Consider the following 16,317-nt stretch of genomic DNA (forward strand, 5'->3'; position numbering starts at 1 on the left):
TCCTAGCCAGACGGACACACATCGGCCTGCGTTGGGACCGGCAACCGAACCGGGCGAGGCCGGGCATCACCCCGAACAGGCGGGCGAGGGGCGGCATCGTGCGGCCGACAGGCGGTCGGACGCGACGCGACGGCGCGACATCCTTCTACGGCGCGCCGCAGCGGGAGCGGCAGGGGCGTTCTGTCTGCTGACCTTCGGCGGCACGGCGGGTGTGGTGCTCGGAGTCCTGGCCGCGGTCGCCGTGTGGCTCTCGTTCAATCGCCTGGGAAACGCCGAGCGGAAACGCAGGCAGGCGCGTCTCGTCGCCGACCTCCCCGTGGTGGTGGACCTTCTCGCCGCATGCCTGCGCGGCGGCGCCCCCTGGCACGAGGCGGTCGCCGCGGTCGCGGACGCGGTGGGCGGCCCGCTCGGGGACGAGCTGCGAACCGTCTCCGTCCAGATCCAACTGGGAGCCGATCCCGCCGCCGCGTGGCTGGCCCTCGCGAAGGAACCGATGCTCGCGCCCCTCGCCCGAGCTGCGGTCCGAGCGTCGTCGACCGGTGCGGCGCTCGCGCCGACGCTGAGCCGCCTTGCGCAGGACCAACGGCGTACGGCGCGCTCGGCGGCTGCGGCCAGGGCCCGGGCGGCGGGCATCCATTCGCTCGCGCCACTGGGCCTGTGCTTCCTGCCCGCCTTCGTCCTGCTCAGCGTCGTCCCGGCCGTCGCCGGGATCGCCCTGACGATCCTCGCGCCATGACGAGTCCCGAGTTATCCACAGGCGGACGTTCTCCGGTCGCCCGGGTCGTCCGCGCAGCAGCCTGGAAGAGAACGACGAGCGAAAGGAGCCCGCATGAGGGCCAAATGGATGGCGGTGCGGCGATGGATCGGGACGTGCAAAGACCGGGGGATGACCACCGCCGAATACGCGGTCGGCACGCTCGCGGCCACAGCGCTCGCTGGCGGGCTGTTCGAGATCGTGACCAGCACCAAGGTGAAGGGCCTGCTCTTACATGTCGTCGAGAGGGCCCTGCGGATCGACGGCTGAGGGACCGCGGAATGGTCACGGCGGAGGTCGCCGTGGCCCTCCCCAGCCTGGTCCTGATCACGGCGATCGCGCTGTGGGGCTTGGCGCTCGCCTCCGTCCAGCTCACCTGCACGGACGCCGCGCGAACCGGCGCCCGCGCCGCGGCGAGAGGCGAGTCCCTGGACGCGGTGCGCGAACTCGTGGTGAAGGCCGTCCCGGAGGGAGCGACTGTGCACGTAAGCCGCGATCAGGCCACTGTCCGGGTGGACGTCTCCGCGTCCGTCAAGCCGCCTGCGGCGGCTGGGCTGGCGACATTGACCGTCCACGCGCACGCCGTCGCCGCCACAGAACCAGTTACCGAACCCAACGCGAACGAGGCCCCTCTGCCCACAACCCCAACCAACCCCGTCCATCCGAAGCCCCAACCAATCCCGTCCATCCGATAGCCGGAGCGAGTGGAGTGAGGGGATCGGGCGGATGAGGGGACCAGGCGGAGTGTGCGGATAAGGGGAGCGGGCCGAGTGAGAGGAGCGGGCGGAGCGAGCGGAGTGAGGGATGTGTACGGATGAAGGGAGCGGGCTGAGCGTGCGGAGTGAAGGGGGTGGACGGAGTAAGCGGAGCGAAGGGGGTGGACGGAGTGAGGGGAAGGAGGCGGGTGGTGAGACGGGGTGTTCGGCGGGTCGCGCTTCGGTCGGACCGAGGATCAGGGACGGTCTGGGTGCTCGCGTTCGCGGCCGTCATCTGGGTCTGCGGAGTGGCGGCGGTGGCGGTCGGCGGGGTGCGTGGCGTCCGGCATCGCGCGGACGCGGCGGCCGACCTGGCCGCGCTGGCCGGAGCAGCCAAGGCGGTAGAAGGCACGGGCGTCGCGTGCGGCAGGGCGAAGAGCATCGCGGCCGAGTACCGGACGCGGTTGACGCGGTGTCAGGTGAGAGGAGAAATCGTGGAGGTCTCGGTGACGGCGGACATGCGGGTGCCCATGGGGATCGGAGGGGTGAGTGTCGTATCGCGCGCGAGGGCTGGTCCTACGGGGTCCGAACGGCGTAGCCTGGCGCGACGAAGCTCGTTGCACTGAGTGTCAATAGGACGGGAGGGGGTGCGGAGGATGAGGACACCCGCATCTTTGTCATCGTCCTGTGACTTTTGCTACTCGGCAGTACGTTACGCTGCCGTGAGCCCGTAGTCATCACTCGGCACGCTGTGTCCCGCGAGGTCCCCGGCGGGATGAGACGAGCAGGACGCTGTCGAAGGAGTGAGGCCGTGACCACCATTCGCAGGATCGGTGCAGTAGCAATCGCCGCACCCCTTGCGATGAGCCTCCCCCTGCTCGCCATGCCCGCGCAGGCGGCCTCGACGAGCGTCATCACCCCGGCGAGCGGCTCGGTCATCACCAGCGGGTCAGAGCTGACCGCCAAGGCGCACTTCGACTTCGCGCTCACGATGCAGCTGTGGGTCGACGGTCCTGGAATCGGCAGCACGGTCTTGCAGGAGAAGGGCCTTGTCGGCGACCTGTCCGGGACGTTCCCGATCAGCCGCAACGGCACCTACAGGGTCTACCTGAAGGGCAAGCAGACCAGCCACATCTACGACTCCAACACGTTCACCGTGCGCATCGCACCGGCCGCACCCGCCGGAGTGTCCGCGCAGGCGTCCGGCAGCAAACTCGTCGTGAGCTGGAACCGCGGCCTGGAGGACGACCTCACCGGCTACGCGCTTTCAGGCTCCGGGGTGAAGTCCACGTCCGGTTCGATCGGCTCGCTCTGCAAGGGGACGAGTTGCTCCGCCAGCCTGTCGGTGACCAGGTCGAGCGGACCGGTCTCCGTCGGCGTCCGGGCACGGCGCTCCACCGGTACGGGCGGCTCGCTGTACTCCGGCGCCGCCAGCGCGAGTGCCCTGGTCGGCGGCGGACCCGCGAGCCTGCCCGAAGGCAGCGCGCCGTCCCTGCCCTCGGGTTCGGGGGTGCCGGGCACCGGAGCACCGCTGACGCCGTTCAATGGCGACTCGCCGGTGACCCTGCCGTCCGTCCGGCCGAACGGGGCGACGCCCGGCATCGCCTACCCCGCGCCCGAGATCGCCACCGAATCGCCGAGGACGCAGAACGTCGCTGCCACCGACCGCCTGCAATGGGGCAAGAGCGTCGGCATCGCGCTGGTCCTGCTGATCGCCGCCGCCCACCTCGGAACCTGGACGCGGCGGCTGCGCGTGGCCCAGGCCGGGACGAGCAGCAAGGGCACCGCCGCCCGCCTCGCGCGCGGCGGAACCGGCCGCAAGCGCGTCCGACGGGCACGCGAGCAGATCGCCCGTGCCGAAGCCCGCGCCAAGACGGCCCCCGTCATGCCCCTCATCGACAAGCCCGACAAGTCCGACAGGCCCAGCGAGTCCGGCGAGTCCGAGAAGGCTGACGAGCCCGAGAAGCCCGAGAAGCGCCGTGAGAACGAAAGCACTCCGGCCTCCGGCACCGCGACTCTCGTCGACGCCGCAGCGGCCGGCAAGGTAGCGGGCGCTGCTCGCCGTCCCGCGACACTGGGCAAGCGCTCCGGCGGCGTGAACGTTCGCCTAGCCAAGTCCGGCCCCAGCACAAGATCCAAACGAGCCCACCGCCGCAAGTAACCCACACCGAATTACACAGGCGACGACGTCCCAGAACGGTCTATCTGCCGCATGCCCTCTGGTGTCGTGGCATCCGGTTCGCGTGCAGAAGGGGGCGGGGGCATCGCCCCAATCCGGTGTGCCGCCTCTACCCCGGCCACCCGCCCGTTGCGTCTTGTTGAGCGGTGTGGCGGGTGGGTCTGAGTTTGTTGTTGCAGGCCAGGGATTCTGTCTGCGGGGTTGGGCGTGTTTTCGGGGTGTGGTGGGCGATCCGGTACTGGACGGTGAGGGCTGGCGAGGGGTTGGGCGGGGGTCTAGGCTGCCTTGCCAGTCGGATCGCCCCGGTTGGTCCGGCGTTGCGCGTCCTTCGTCCGAAGCTTCGGTCCCGTCCTGTCCCGGGAAGTGTGGGCCCGTTGGAGAGGAGACCCTCCGCATGATCTTCTTGGGACTGTTCGTCCTGTTCGCGGCCGCCGCGGCCGGTGTCGTGGTGGTGCTGGACAACACAGGCCAAGCCCACGTGACCGTGTTCGGGGACGAGGTTCCGGGGATCACCGAACAGTGGCACGTCTTCATGGCCGGCGCGATCATCGCGATCGTGTTCATGGCGGGCCTGATGGTCGTGGCACTCGGGTTCAGGCGGTCCATGGGCATGCGGCGGGAGCTGCGGGACCTGCGGGACGAGCACGCCGAGTCCCTGCAGACGCTGGAGATGGAGCGGCGGAGGCTGCAGCAGGCGCTCGCCCAGGCCCGGCGCGGCCGGGACGACCAGCCCGCCCCCGTCCCGGCACAGCGAGTCGCGCCCAGCTAGGCCCGTCCGCCAACAGGACCTCGCGCCTGGCTAAGGCGTCTAACAGCAGAACGTTGCGTCTAGGCGAGCGCGGCTCCAGCGGGATGTTGCGTTTAGTTGGGGGCGTCTGCCAGGAGGACGGCGAGGAGGGTTAGGGCTCCTTGTTTGTCCAGTGGGTCGTTGCCGTTTCCGCACTTTGGTGACTGGATGCAGGACGGGCAGCCGGACTCGCATTCGCAGGATGCGATCGCGTCGCGGGTCGCGTCCAGCCAGGAGGCCGCGTCCGCGTAACCGCGCTCGGCGAAACCGGCCCCGCCCTCGTGCCCGTCGTACACGAAGACGGTGAGGAGCCCGGTGTCCGGGTGGACGGCCGTGGACACGCCCCCGATGTCCCACCGGTCGCACGTCGCGAACAGGGGGAGCAGCCCGATTGAGGCGTGCTCGGCGGCGTGAGCGGCACCGGCCAGGTCGAGGTCGTCGTCGTCCAGGCCGGAGATCTGCGCGTCGGAGAGCGTCCACCAGACGGCGCGGGTGCGGAGGGTGCGGGCGGGGAGGTCCAGGGGCTTCTCGCCGAGCATCTCGCCCGTTTGCAGGCGGCGCATCTGGTAGGCGACGACCTGGCGGGTCACTTCGACCGTGCCGTAGCAGAGCGTGGCCTCGCCCCAGGACGCGGTGCGCAACCGTTCCACGATGCTGATGTCGGTGACGTCGCGGGCTGTGGTCGAGTAGTCCGGGTCGGCCGATTCGACCAGGGCGACGGAGTCGTCCAAGTCCAGGGTCTGGACGATGAAGGAGTTGCCCTGGTGGATGTAGACCGCGCCTTCGTGGACGGTCGTGTGCGCCGACGCCTCGTCGACCGTGCCGAGCAACCGTCCGGTGCCCATCTCGACGACCTGGATCGGCGCGCCGCCCGCGCCCCGGATGTCGGCGAGGTCGGCGGCCCGTTCGCGGCGCGTCCAGTACCAGCCGGCGGGACGGCGGCGCAGGAACCCGCGCCGGACGAGGTCGGGCAGGAGGTCCTCGGTGGCCGGGCCGAACAGCGGGAGGTCGTCCTCGGTGAGCGGCAGCTCGGACGCGGCAGAGCAAAGGTGAGGTTCCAGGACGTACGGGTTGTCCGGGTCGAGGACGGTGGCCTCGACCGGCGTACCGAAGATCGCGTCCGGGTGGTGGACGAGGAACGTGTCGAGCGGGTCGTCGCGGGCGAGCAGCACGGAGAGGGACGCCTGTCCGGAACGTCCGGCGCGTCCGGCCTGCTGCCAGAGCGACGCGCGCGTGCCGGGCCAGCCGCAGACGAGGACGGCGTCGAGCCCGGAGACGTCCACACCCAGTTCGAGGGCGTTCGTGGTCGCCAGGCCGACGATCGAGCGATCGCGCAGCGCGGCCTCCAACTCGCGTCGCTCCTCGGGGAGGTAACCGGCGCGATAGGCGGCGACCTGTTCCGCCAGAGCGGGAACGACCTCGTGCAGCGCACGCTTGGCCCCGAGTGCCACCGACTCTGCCCCGCGCCTAGAGCGGACGAACGCGAGCGTCTGAACGCCCTCTACGACGAGGTCGGCCAGGAGGTCACCGGCTTCCGCCGTGGCGGTGCGTCGCACGGGCGCACCATGTTCTCCGCGCAACTCCGTAAGAGGTGGCTCCCAGAGCGCGAACGTCGCGGGCCCACGCGGTGAGGCATCGTCGTCCACCGCTACGACGTCCAGCCCAGTGAGACGGGACGCGGCGCTAGCGGGCTCTGATGTCGTCGCAGACGCGAGTACAAAGGTCGGGTTCGCGTGGTAGCGGGCGCAGATGCGGCGCAACCGGCGCAGGACGTGCGCGACATGCGATCCGAACACACCGCGGTAGCCATGGGCCTCGTCCACGACCACATAGCGAAGTCGGCGTAGGAAAGACGACCAGCGTGAGTGGCTCGGCAGGATCGAACGGTGGAGCATGTCCGGGTTGGTCAGGACGTAGTTGGCGTGCTGCCTGACCCATGTCCGTTCGTCCTGGGGCGTGTCACCGTCGTAGGTCGCGGCGCGCAGGCGCGTGAGGTGCAGGGAGCGGAGCGCGCGGAGCTGGTCCGCCGCCAGGGCCTTGGTCGGGGAGAGGTAGAGAATCGTTCCCTCGTGGCGAGGATTCTCCTCCCCCGCATAGATCGCCGCGATGCCGGGCAGCAGGTAGGCGAGCGATTTCCCGGACGCGGTGCCTGTGGCGATGATCACAGAGCGTCCCGCATGGGCGTGTTCGGCCGCGGCGGCCTGGTGTTCCCAGGGGGCCTCGATGCCGGCCGCGGCCAGCCGTTCCAGCAGGACCGGCGGTGACCAGGCGGGCCACTCCGCGCGACGGCCCTGACGTGCGGGAACGCGCTCGATATGAGTGATGCGTTCGCGCCGCGTGGGGTCGGCGAGGAGGCGGTCGAGAGGGGTTGAGGATCTTTGGGCGCCCATGAGGTTTTCAGTTTGCCAGCCGGGGCAAAACAACGGGAACGCCCCGGCGCCGGAGGGCCCGTTCCCCCTGCCCTGACCCCTGGAGCAGCAGGTCAGATGGGACGGCGCGAACTTTCGCCCGTGTGGACGAATACCCACGTGGACGGTGCCGGAGCGTGGTTGAATCACGGCGAAGTCTCGCCGTCCGGACCACCTCCCGGAGGCTCGGAAGGCGAGATCAGATTGTGCTGCACGGCGCGCTGGAGGATCTGTGGACCTGAAGGTGAACGACTACACCACCGACGATGGCCTCACCGTCATCAACGTGGAAGGCGAGATCGACGTCTACACGGCGCCGAAGCTACGCGAGAAGCTCATCGACCTGGTCAACAAGGGCAAATTCCACCTGCTCGTGGACATGGAGAAGGTCGAGTTCCTGGACTCGACCGGTCTCGGCGTCCTCGTCGGCGGGTTGAAGCGGGTGCGCGCCCACGACGGGTCGCTGGAACTGGTGTGCACCCAGGAGCGCATCCTCAAGATCTTCCGGATCACCGGGTTGACCAAGGTCTTCGGCATCCACGACTCGATCGCCGAAGCCGAGGAGAAGCGCAAGGGCGCCAAGTAGGGGCGGCTTGTAGCTGAGATGGCGATCGTTGAACTGTCCTTCAGCGCGCTGCCCGTCCACGTCCGGACCGCCAGGCTGATCGTGACCGCCGTGGCCCGCCGCAGCGGTGTCGCCGAGGCCCTGCTGGACGAGGTCAGGCTCGCGGTCGGCGAGGCGTGCTCGCGCGCCGTGGAAGCGCACCGCAGGCACTGCCCGGACGAGCCCGTCCGCCTTGAGCTGAGCGGCGCCGACCGCCGCTTCGAGGTGACCGTCAGCGACACCGTCCCCGGGGACGACGCGGCGGGGGGCCTGCCGACGGCCCCGGACGCGGACGAGTTCGATTTCGGCCTCGGCGGCGAGGGCACCGCCGAACTGGGACTGGCCGTCATCGCCGGCCTGGCGGACGATGTCGAGATCGCCGCCACGCCCAAGGGGGTCCAGATACGGATGAGCTGGCCGGCCGAGGCCGAGGCGACCATCTGACGCGCGCTCACCGCACCACCCGAAGGCCCCGCCTTGGCGGGGCCTTCACTCGTCCCAGCGGGCCTCCTGCCCAGACTGGGCCTTCGCCGCCCCCACGCCACATGCCTGCTCCCGCCAAAGCTGACGGCCCGCAGCATGGCGATGGTGTGTCGCGAGTTGGTCGCCCGGCACACGCAAGCTCCCGCTGCGGGCTGATCGTCTGCCTCGTGCTTGCTCTCGTCGCGAGGCGACCGTCCGTCAGATGGCGTCTCGCGCCGCTCGCCCGCCCTCGTGCTCACGGCCTGATGACCGCCCGGTAGCAGGTCGTTTCGGCGTGTCGGACGGGCGTCCGGTGCGGGGCCGGTGGGGCGGGTGAGGGGCCAGGTGTGAGAATCTCGTGTAGTTGATCTAAGTTTCGTCGATTTGGGTCTAGACATATTTCGTGTTAAAGCCTAGCTTTAATGGAGACGCCAGCGACTCCGCTGATGCGCCCGCTGCCGCTTGAGCGCGGCAGGGTGGCTGTGGGGTAATAACGGCCTAACCCCCGTTGACCTGGGAAGATGCCGCATGAGTCGGCTTTGAGGTCAAAATTCGGCGTATCCTTCGTTGCATTTCGGCGACATCCTTCTCAAGGGCCCTGCGGCCTTAACATTCGAGTGCCGCCTGCGTAGACTCCCGGGACCCGCGCTGCCGTGCGAGGCGTTCGAAATCATGACTCGCGGGGTACGCGGTAAAGATCGTCTTTTTGCGATCGAGATCGCAACACCCCTGTCGAGGAGGACGAATGTCTGGGCTTTCCCTGTCAAGCCCGGCCAGCGCAGAAGTAGATCTCGGCGGCGGCGACCTGTCATTGGTCGTCGTCGTCGCTGTGATCGCACTGCTGGCACTGGCCGTCGCCGCGGGTCTCGTGCGCGATGTCCTGGCCGCGGGCCAGGGCACCGACAAGATGCAGGAGATCGCGCGAGCCGTTCAGGTGGGCGCGAGCGCCTATCTGAAACGCCAGTTCCGCACGGTCGCGGTCTTCGTGGTGCTGATCCCGCTCGTCCTGCTGCTGCTCCCCGCCGACTCGACCGGTGAGCGGATCGGACGGTCGGTCTTCTTCGTCATCGGCGCGATCTTCTCGGCGGTCACCGGGTTCACCGGCATGTGGCTGGCGGTCCGGGGGAACGTCCGGGTCGCCGCGGCCGCCCGCGAGGAGGGCGGCGAGCGGACCGCGATGCGCATCGCGTTCCGCACCGGCGGCGTCGCGGGCATGTTCACCGTTGGCCTCGGGCTGTTCGGCGCCGCGGTCGTCGTCCTCGCGTACCAGGGCGACGCACCGAAGGTGCTGGAGGGCTTCGGCTTCGGCGCCGCGCTGCTGGCCATGTTCATGCGAGTCGGCGGCGGCATCTTCACGAAGGCCGCCGACGTCGGCGCCGACCTGGTCGGCAAGGTCGAGCAGGGCATCCCGGAGGACGACCCGCGCAACGCCGCGACCATCGCGGACAACGTGGGCGACAACGTCGGCGACTGCGCCGGGATGGCCGCCGACCTGTTCGAGTCGTACGCGGTCACGCTGGTCGCGGCGCTGATCCTCGGCACCGCGGCGTTCGGCACCCAGGGACTCGTGTTCCCGCTGGTCGTCCCGATGATCGGCGTCATCACCGCGGTGATCGGCATCTTCGCCGTGGCGCCCCGGGCGGGCGACCGCTCCGGGATGTCGGCGATCAACCGGGGCTTCTTCATCTCCGCGATCATCTCCGCGGTGCTGGTGGCGATCGCCGCGTTCGCCTACCTGCCCTCGTCGTTCGCCGACCTGAAGGGCGTCACCGACAAGGAGATCAGCGGCCTCGACCACGACCCGCGCCTCGTCGCGCTCGGCGCCGTGATCATCGGCATCGTGCTGGCGAGCGCGATCCAGCTGCTCACCGGCTACTTCACCGAGACGAACCGCAAGCCGGTCAAGGAGGTCACCGACAGCGCCCGGACGGGCCCGGCGACCGTCATCCTGTCCGGTATCTCGCTCGGCCTGGAGTCGGCCGTCTACACCGCGCTGGTGATCGGCGCGGCGGTGTACGGCGCGTTCCTGCTCGGCTTCGGCAACACCACCGTCGCGCTGTTCGCGGTGGCGATGGCGGGCACCGGGCTGCTGACCACGGTCGGCGTCATCGTCTCGATGGACACCTTCGGCCCCGTCTCCGACAACGCCCAGGGCATCGCCGAGATGTCCGGGGACGTCCAGGGCGAGGCCGCGAAGGTGCTGGAGCGGCTGGACGCGGTCGGCAACACCACCAAGGCGATCACCAAGGGCATCGCGATCGCGACGGCGGTGCTCGCCGCGACCGCGCTGTTCGGCTCGTTCCGGACGACGGTGATCTCCGCGATCAACGACGCGTCCGGGGACGCGAAGAAGGCGCTCGGCGACTTCGCCGTGTTCAACATCTCGATCGACAGTCCGAACGTGCTGATCGGGCTGATCATCGGCGCGGCCGTCGTGTTCCTGTTCTCCGGCCTGGCGATCATGGCGGTCGGCCGCGCGGCCGGACGTGTCGTGGTCGAGGTGCGCGACCAGTTCCGCACCAAGCCCGGGATCATGGACTACACCGAGAAGCCCGACTACGACCGGGTCGTCTCCATCTGCACGGCGGACGCGCAGCGCGAGCTCGCGACCCCCGGACTGCTGGCGATCATGACTCCGATCGCGGTCGGCTTCGCGCTCGGGTACGCGCCGCTCGGCGCCTACCTCGGTGGCGCGATCGCGGCCGGGGTGCTGATGGCGGTGTTCCTCGCGAACTCCGGCGGCGCCTGGGACAACGCGAAGAAACTCGTCGAGGAGGGCTACCTCGGCGGCAAGGGCAGCCAGGCGCACGAGGCGACGGTGATCGGCGACACGGTCGGCGACCCGTTCAAGGACACCGCGGGCCCGGCCATCAACCCGCTGATCAAGGTGATGAACCTGGTCGCGCTGCTGATCGCGGACGCCGTCGTCCGGTACGCGGACAACACGGCCCTGCGCGCCGGGGTGACCATCTTCGCCGTCGCGGTCGTGGTGGCCGCGATCGTCGTGTCCAAGCGGCGCGCCGACCCGATCGCCGAGCCCGCGGGCGGCGCCGTTCCGCCCGCCGCGGCGAGCGGCGAGGCGAAGGGCGGCGCGGTCGAGGGGAGCGCGCCCGAGGAGGCCGCGGTGGGTGCCGAGGGCACCAAGGCCGAGGCGGGCAACGAGGAGGAACCCGCGAACAAGGGCTGACAATCCGTCAGGCGAGGGCCGGTGGCAGAACACGCCACCGGCCCTTCGCACGCCCAGCCACGCCTTCGAACGTCCAGGCGTCCGCCGAGTTATCCACAATCTGCGGCCCATCTTCCGGGGACGTGCGCCGGGTGTTGACATAGGAGGTAAGCGGCCCGCCCCCGGGCGGGAGGGGCCTGCTCTTCAACCCGTGTGGGAGGGGCCTGCTCTTCAACCCTGTGTGGGAGGGGCCCGCTCCTCAACTCGGGCGGGACGGGCTTGCCCGTCGACCTGGGCCGGAACGCGCCTGCTCTCGAACCTGGGCGGGGACGGACTTGTTTCAACTCCGGGTGGGAGGGGCCTGCTGTTCCATCGGATGGAACGGGTCTGCTCGTCGATCTGGGGGAGGGGCCTGGCTTGCAACCTAGGCGGGACGGGCTTGCCCGTCGACCTGGGCGGGACCGGGCTGTCCCTCCAACCCGGGTGGGGCGGGGCCTGCTTCAAGCCAGGTTGGAGGGGCCTGCTTTTCGACATGGTGGGGGGCGGACGTACGCTTGCTAAGGAACGCGGCGGTCCTGCAACGCGGACTCTCCACGAGAGCAACGCACAACCTCCCGGGAACGCGGAGTCTCATGGGGAGCAATGCAAAGCCTCACGGGAACGCGGCGTCCAATCATTGAAGTTGGAAGCTGGTAACCAGTGGCTACTAGAAGCAGGGAAGCTGGAGGCGTTGTGGCTGGCGACGGCGGCAAGTCGACCATCTCGGGGCCCAAGGGCTTCGCGATCATGTTGGGCGGGATGCTCGGCATCATGCTCGTCCTCTGGGTCATCGCCGCGCTCGTCGCACCGTAGCCGCCCGCTTCACCCTCCCTGTATCCACCCCGTCCCGTACCCGCGTACCAGCGTGCCCGTGGTCGCCGTGTGCCCCACGTCCGCGCAGTCCATGTAGTGCGCGGACGGCCCCGCTGAGTAGGGTGGCGATCATGCCGACGCTCATTGTGCTCCGCCACGCGAAGGCCGTCGCGGGCCTCGGGACACCGGACATCGACCGCGTCCTGAACGATCGCGGCCGCGCGGACGCCACGGCGACCGGCGACTGGCTGCGTGCGAACGACCTCGTCCCCGGCGCGGTGCTGTGCTCCCCGGCGGCGCGGACGCGCGAGACGCTCTCGCTGCTGCGGATCGAGGCCGAGGTGAGCTTCGAGTCCGGGATCTACGACAACGACCCGGAGACCCTGCTCGCCCTCGTGAACCGCGTCGCGGACGACGCGGAACGCGCGCTGCTCGTCGGCCACAACCCGTCGGTGCACCAGCTCGTCCACGACCTGACTGGACAGTCCCCGGACGCCTTCCCGACCTGCGCGCTCGCCGTGATCGACCTGCCCGGCACATGGGCTGAGGCTCGCCCCGGCATCGGCACGCTCCGCACCGTCCGCACCCCGAAGGACTGACCCGACCGCCCCCTCCCGCACAGGGTTGAAGAGCAAGCTCGTCCCGCCGGGATTGAAGAGCCCCGTCTTACACAGGTTGAAGAGCAGGCCCCTCCCACCCGGGGGCGGGCCGCTTACCTCCCATGTCAACACCCGGCGCACGTCCCCGGAAGATGGGCCGCAGATTGTGGATAACTCCACGCGCCCCCCGTGGCGGGACCCGATGAGATCAGGCCAGGCCAGCCGACAAGACCCGTTCAGGGGCGCAGTCGTAGCGATGTCCCCCGGTCTCGTTCCCGGAGGCGGTCTACCGCGTCCAGGGACGACTCGATGACCGTCCCGGTGTCGCGGCGTAGCGCCCCGATCGTGTGCCGCGTCCCGGACACCTGCAGCAATGCGTGCTGCACAGGCGTCATGTCCTCCCCGCCACCCCCCGACGCGATCTCCGCCCGCCGCCTCCGCGTCAGCGTCGACAAATGCGAGTCGAGATCCGCGAGCTCCTCGCTCAGCTCCTCCACCGGCGACGGCTCCCCAGGAGCGCGGTCCGCAGGTTCCTCCACCAGGTCCGCCGTCTCCTCCAACTGGTCGGCGAGGCGGTCCAGGATCTCGGGCATCGGCCCCGTGTCCACGGCCTCCTCCCGCGACAACCGGGCCACCGCGATCAGGTGGTCGCGGGTCCGGTGCGCGGCCTCGACGGCCGTCTCCAGCATCGCGATCAGCCCCTCGTCCGGGACCCGCTCCTGCCCCAGCCGCCTCCCCGTGTCCGCGACCGCCTCAGCAGCCCGTTCCGCGCCGACGATCCGGTCGTAAGGCAGCCGCACCCGTTCCCCGGACAGCACGTCCGCCGTCGTCCGGACGAGGTCCGCGTGCGTGTCCAGCAGCCGTTCCAGCCGAACCGGCAGCCGCTCAAGATGCCCTGCGGGCCACAGCAGCCGGACGGCGAGGAACGACATCAGTGTCCCCGCGAAGGTCAGCACGATCCGCTCCCCGGCCGTCGCCCACCCGGCCGGCGTGGAGAAGTCGAGCAGCATCATCGCCAGCGGCGTCCCGAACAGCGCCCAGTAGGCGAAGCTGACCGACCGCATCGCGAACCCGGCCAGCGCGAAGCCGAACACGATCAGCGCGGTGGTGGGCTGGTCGGCGGCCAGCGTCAGGATGAGCGCGGCGACCACGGCCCCGGCCGCGGTGCCGCCGACGCGCTGCACGAGGCGTTCGACCGTCTCGCCGTAGGTGGCGCGCAGGCTCAGCATCGCGGTGACCGTCATCCAGTGGCCGTGCGACAGGTGCAGCGCGGCGGCGATCGACATCGACGCGACGGCCGTCACGAACACCCGCGCCACCTGCCGGAACATCGGCGAGCGGGTCCGTACGGCGCGCCGCGCCTCGGTCCACACGGGCATCGGGTCGAGCGTCCCCGGCAGCCGCGGCGGCCCGACGCCGAACCGCAACCCGCCCGCGACGATCCGCCGGGTGGACGCGATCTCGCCCGCGATCCGGACGATCGACCGGTTCACCTGCCCGATCAGCGACACCGCGACGAGGTCCTCGTCCCCGGCCAGCCCGGCGCGCCTGATCTGCTCGGCGGCGCGGCCGAGCCGCCGGACGGCCGCGGACTCCTCCCCGCCGAGCGGCGCCTCGCCCGCCGTGCCGACCGCCCCGGCGAGCAGCCGCAGCCGCGCCGCCAGCGCCCAGATCGCGGTCTGCGTCTCCAGGGCCCAGTCGCGGTCCGGCGGGTAGTTCTTCGCCGCCTCGATGACGGCCTGGAGCGTCACCGTCTCGTGCAGGACGCGGCCGAGCGCGTCGATCAGCCGTTCCGGACGGGTCGGGTCGCCGCCGCCGTGCCCCGACCGGTACAGCGCGTACGTGGCGCGGACCGTGGTCAGCGCCTCGGACGCCGCCCGCCGCTTGGCCTCCCAGTCGGGGATGCGGGCCACGTCCAGCAGGTCGGGGTTCGTCAGCTCGACGGAGTCGAGGGGGGCGGCGTCTGCGACCACGACGTCCTGCGCGACCGCGTCCAGCGCCTCCGCGACGGCGTCGGCGGCCTCGCTGAGCGCGGCGCGCAGCGGGCGCAGCCGCCGCGCGGGCCACGGCGCGAGCAGCAGCCCGGCGGTGAGCAGCCCGCCGATCAGCTCCAGCAGCCCGATCCCGATCACGTCGGCGGACGGCGGCCGGACCGCGCTGAGCAGCACCGCGAGCCCCGCCGTCGACCCGATCCGCGGGACGGCGACGCCGAGCGCGATCAGCGGCGGGACGGCCGCGACCGCGAGCCACGTGTGCCCGCTCAGCAGCCCGCCCGTCGTCGACCCGATCGCGACCACGAGCACGCCGACCGCGAGGTCCCTGGCCCGCGCCCCGTACGGGCCCTCCGGCGTCCGCAGCGCGACCAGGTACGCGCCCAGCGCGATCATCGAACCCTGCGGGCCGTGCCCGGTGAGCGCCCCGGCGAACAGCGGGACGGCCATCGCGAGCGCGGCGGCGAGCCCGTAGAACGGCGCCGCCGACCCCCCGCCGGCGAGCGCGTACGCCTCCCGCACCCGCTTGATCACAAGGGGGGTCTACCCAGGAGAGACGGTGCCCCCATGCGGGTCCTGGGCATCCGCCGCCTCTACTTCCTCGCGGGAGATGCCGAGGAGGAAGAGGATCGTGTCCAGGTAGGGGACGTTGACCGCGGTGTCGGCGGCCTGCCGGACGACCGGTTTGGCGTTGTAGGCGATGCCGAGCCCGGCCGCCTGGAGCATGTCGAGGTCGTTGGCGCCGTCGCCGATGGCGACGGTCTGGCTGATCGGGATGCCCGCCTCGCGGGCGAAGCGTTCGAGCGCGGCGGCCTTCCCGGCGCGGTCGATCACCGGGCCGGTGACGCGGCCGGTGAGCTTCCCGTCCGCGATCTCCAGCGTGTTCGCGGCCGAGTAGTCGATCCCCAGGTCGTCGACGATGCCGTCGGTGACCTGGGTGAACCCGCCGGAGACGACCGCGAACTTGTAGTCGAGGCGCTTCAGCGTCCGGACGAGCGTCCGGGCCCCGGCGGCGAGCTTCACCTCGCCGCGGACCGCGTCGACGGCGGCGGCGTCCAGCCCGGCGAGCAGGGCGACGCGCTCGCGGAGCGAGCCCTCGAAGTCGAGTTCGCCGCGCATCGCGGCCTCGGTGACCTTGGCGACCTCGTCGAGGCACCCGGCGTGCCGGGCGAGCAGCTCGATGACCTCGCCCTGGATGAGGGTGGAGTCGACGTCCATGACGATCAGCCGCTTGGCGCGCCGGTGCAGCCCGCTCTGCTGGACGGCGACGTCCACCTGCTGCTCCGCGGCCTCGGCGGTGAGGGCGGCGCGGAGGGCGTCCGGGTCGGCGCCGGAGACGTCCAGCTCGATGCAGGTGACGGGGTTCGACGCGAGGCGCTCGATCCGGTCGATGTTGGCGCCGTGCGCGGAGATCCGCCCGGCGATCCCGGCCATCGCGGCGGGCCGCAGCGGCGCTCCGAGCACGGTCACGTGCAGCCGCCCGCGCCGCTTCGGCATCCGCGTGCTGCGTCCGGTGGACAGCTCGATCTCCATGTCGAGGTCGTTCGCGACACGCTCGGCCGTGTTCCACACGCGGCCTATGTCGGCGCCCTCGCTGTAGGAGAGGAGCACGCCGAGGACGAGCCGTCCGCGGATGACGACCTGCTCGACGTCGGCGACGGTGAGCGGGAACTCGGCGAGTGTCCTGAAGAGGCGCGACGTCACTCCGGGGCGGTCGCGTCCGGTGAGTGTGATGAGCAGCGTGCGCTGCGCTGACACGTCCATGACTGCTTTCCACGGTACCGGCCGTGGATCACTGCTCTTCCGGCAGGGGCACCCCG

13 protein-coding genes are annotated in these 16,317 nt (G+C 70.7%); 10 read left to right on the top strand and 3 right to left on the bottom strand.

What is annotated here, in order from left to right:
- The first annotated feature begins 214 nt into the window (after window positions 1-214).
- The 6 genes from FXF65_RS13980 to FXF65_RS14005 all read left to right on the top strand — a co-directional run bounded on the left by FXF65_RS13980 (window position 215) and on the right by FXF65_RS14005 (window position 4,397).
- Window positions 215-736, top strand: a complete 522-nt coding sequence (locus tag FXF65_RS13980) for a type II secretion system F family protein (protein WP_246198608.1) — start codon at window positions 215-217, stop codon at window positions 734-736.
- Between the two features lie 93 nt (window positions 737-829).
- Entirely contained in the window at window positions 830-1,024 is a 195-nt protein-coding gene (locus tag FXF65_RS13985; RefSeq protein WP_246198610.1) for a DUF4244 domain-containing protein, read from the top strand.
- Window positions 1,025-1,035: 11 nt separating this feature from the next.
- A complete protein-coding gene (locus FXF65_RS13990; RefSeq protein WP_246198612.1) occupies window positions 1,036-1,449 on the top strand; it encodes a TadE family type IV pilus minor pilin in 414 nt (137 codons plus the stop codon).
- Between the two features lie 212 nt (window positions 1,450-1,661).
- On the top strand, window positions 1,662-2,075 hold the full coding sequence (locus FXF65_RS13995; protein ID WP_281288909.1) for an Rv3654c family TadE-like protein: 414 nt from the start codon (window positions 1,662-1,664) through the stop codon (window positions 2,073-2,075).
- A 185-nt stretch (window positions 2,076-2,260) separates the two neighbouring features.
- Window positions 2,261-3,610, top strand: a complete 1,350-nt coding sequence (locus tag FXF65_RS14000; protein WP_148350341.1) for a hypothetical protein — start codon at window positions 2,261-2,263, stop codon at window positions 3,608-3,610.
- A 412-nt stretch (window positions 3,611-4,022) separates the two neighbouring features.
- Window positions 4,023-4,397 carry a hypothetical protein gene (locus FXF65_RS14005; RefSeq protein ID WP_187412279.1) on the top strand — a complete coding sequence of 125 codons (375 nt, stop codon included), beginning with the start codon at window positions 4,023-4,025 and terminating at the stop codon, window positions 4,395-4,397.
- Window positions 4,398-4,489: 92 nt separating this feature from the next.
- Here FXF65_RS14005 and FXF65_RS14010 read toward each other — a convergent pair whose 3' ends face one another.
- Window positions 4,490-6,805 carry a DEAD/DEAH box helicase gene (locus FXF65_RS14010; protein WP_148350343.1) on the bottom strand — a complete coding sequence of 772 codons (2,316 nt, stop codon included), beginning with the start codon at window positions 6,803-6,805 and terminating at the stop codon, window positions 4,490-4,492.
- A 250-nt stretch (window positions 6,806-7,055) separates the two neighbouring features.
- Between FXF65_RS14010 and FXF65_RS14015 the strand changes: the two genes are divergently transcribed.
- The 4 genes from FXF65_RS14015 to FXF65_RS14030 all read left to right on the top strand — a co-directional run bounded on the left by FXF65_RS14015 (window position 7,056) and on the right by FXF65_RS14030 (window position 12,506).
- Window positions 7,056-7,409, top strand: coding sequence for an STAS domain-containing protein (locus FXF65_RS14015; RefSeq protein WP_021597910.1), 354 nt, complete (start codon window positions 7,056-7,058; stop codon window positions 7,407-7,409).
- Between the two features lie 18 nt (window positions 7,410-7,427).
- Window positions 7,428-7,871 (top strand): ATP-binding protein, encoded by a 444-nt coding sequence (locus FXF65_RS14020; protein ID WP_148350344.1) that lies wholly within the window; start codon window positions 7,428-7,430, stop codon window positions 7,869-7,871.
- Window positions 7,872-8,634: 763 nt separating this feature from the next.
- Window positions 8,635-11,076, top strand: a complete 2,442-nt coding sequence (locus tag FXF65_RS14025) for a sodium-translocating pyrophosphatase (protein ID WP_148350345.1) — start codon at window positions 8,635-8,637, stop codon at window positions 11,074-11,076.
- Between the two features lie 962 nt (window positions 11,077-12,038).
- A complete protein-coding gene (locus FXF65_RS14030; RefSeq protein ID WP_148350346.1) occupies window positions 12,039-12,506 on the top strand; it encodes a SixA phosphatase family protein in 468 nt (155 codons plus the stop codon).
- 236 nt (window positions 12,507-12,742) lie between these two features.
- Here FXF65_RS14030 and FXF65_RS14035 read toward each other — a convergent pair whose 3' ends face one another.
- A complete protein-coding gene (locus FXF65_RS14035) occupies window positions 12,743-15,031 on the bottom strand; it encodes an FUSC family protein (protein WP_148350347.1) in 2,289 nt (762 codons plus the stop codon).
- A gap of 9 nt (window positions 15,032-15,040) precedes the next feature.
- Window positions 15,041-16,261: a phosphoserine phosphatase SerB gene (gene serB, locus FXF65_RS14040; RefSeq protein ID WP_148350348.1), complete on the bottom strand. Its 1,221-nt coding sequence runs from the start codon at window positions 16,259-16,261 to the stop codon at window positions 15,041-15,043.
- Window positions 16,262-16,317: the final 56 nt, after the last annotated feature.

The organism is Actinomadura syzygii, assembly GCF_008085905.1.
GTDB lineage: Bacteria > Actinomycetota > Actinomycetes > Streptosporangiales > Streptosporangiaceae > Spirillospora > Spirillospora syzygii.

What these genes read in the sequence shown, in the direction of transcription:
- FXF65_RS13985 (WP_246198610.1), top strand. Translation starts at nt 830, where the DNA reads ATGAGGGCCAAATGGATGGCGGTGCGGCGATGGATCGGGACGTGCAAA.
- FXF65_RS13990 (WP_246198612.1), top strand. Translation starts at nt 1,036, where the DNA reads ATGGTCACGGCGGAGGTCGCCGTGGCCCTCCCCAGCCTGGTCCTGATC.
- FXF65_RS14005 (WP_187412279.1), top strand. Translation starts at nt 4,023, where the DNA reads ATGATCTTCTTGGGACTGTTCGTCCTGTTCGCGGCCGCCGCGGCCGGT.
- FXF65_RS14010 (WP_148350343.1), bottom strand. Translation starts at nt 6,805, where the DNA reads ATGGGCGCCCAAAGATCCTCAACCCCTCTCGACCGCCTCCTCGCCGAC.
- FXF65_RS14020 (WP_148350344.1), top strand. Translation starts at nt 7,428, where the DNA reads ATGGCGATCGTTGAACTGTCCTTCAGCGCGCTGCCCGTCCACGTCCGG.
- FXF65_RS14025 (WP_148350345.1), top strand. Translation starts at nt 8,635, where the DNA reads ATGTCTGGGCTTTCCCTGTCAAGCCCGGCCAGCGCAGAAGTAGATCTC.
- FXF65_RS14030 (WP_148350346.1), top strand. Translation starts at nt 12,039, where the DNA reads ATGCCGACGCTCATTGTGCTCCGCCACGCGAAGGCCGTCGCGGGCCTC.
- serB (WP_148350348.1), bottom strand. Translation starts at nt 16,261, where the DNA reads ATGGACGTGTCAGCGCAGCGCACGCTGCTCATCACACTCACCGGACGC.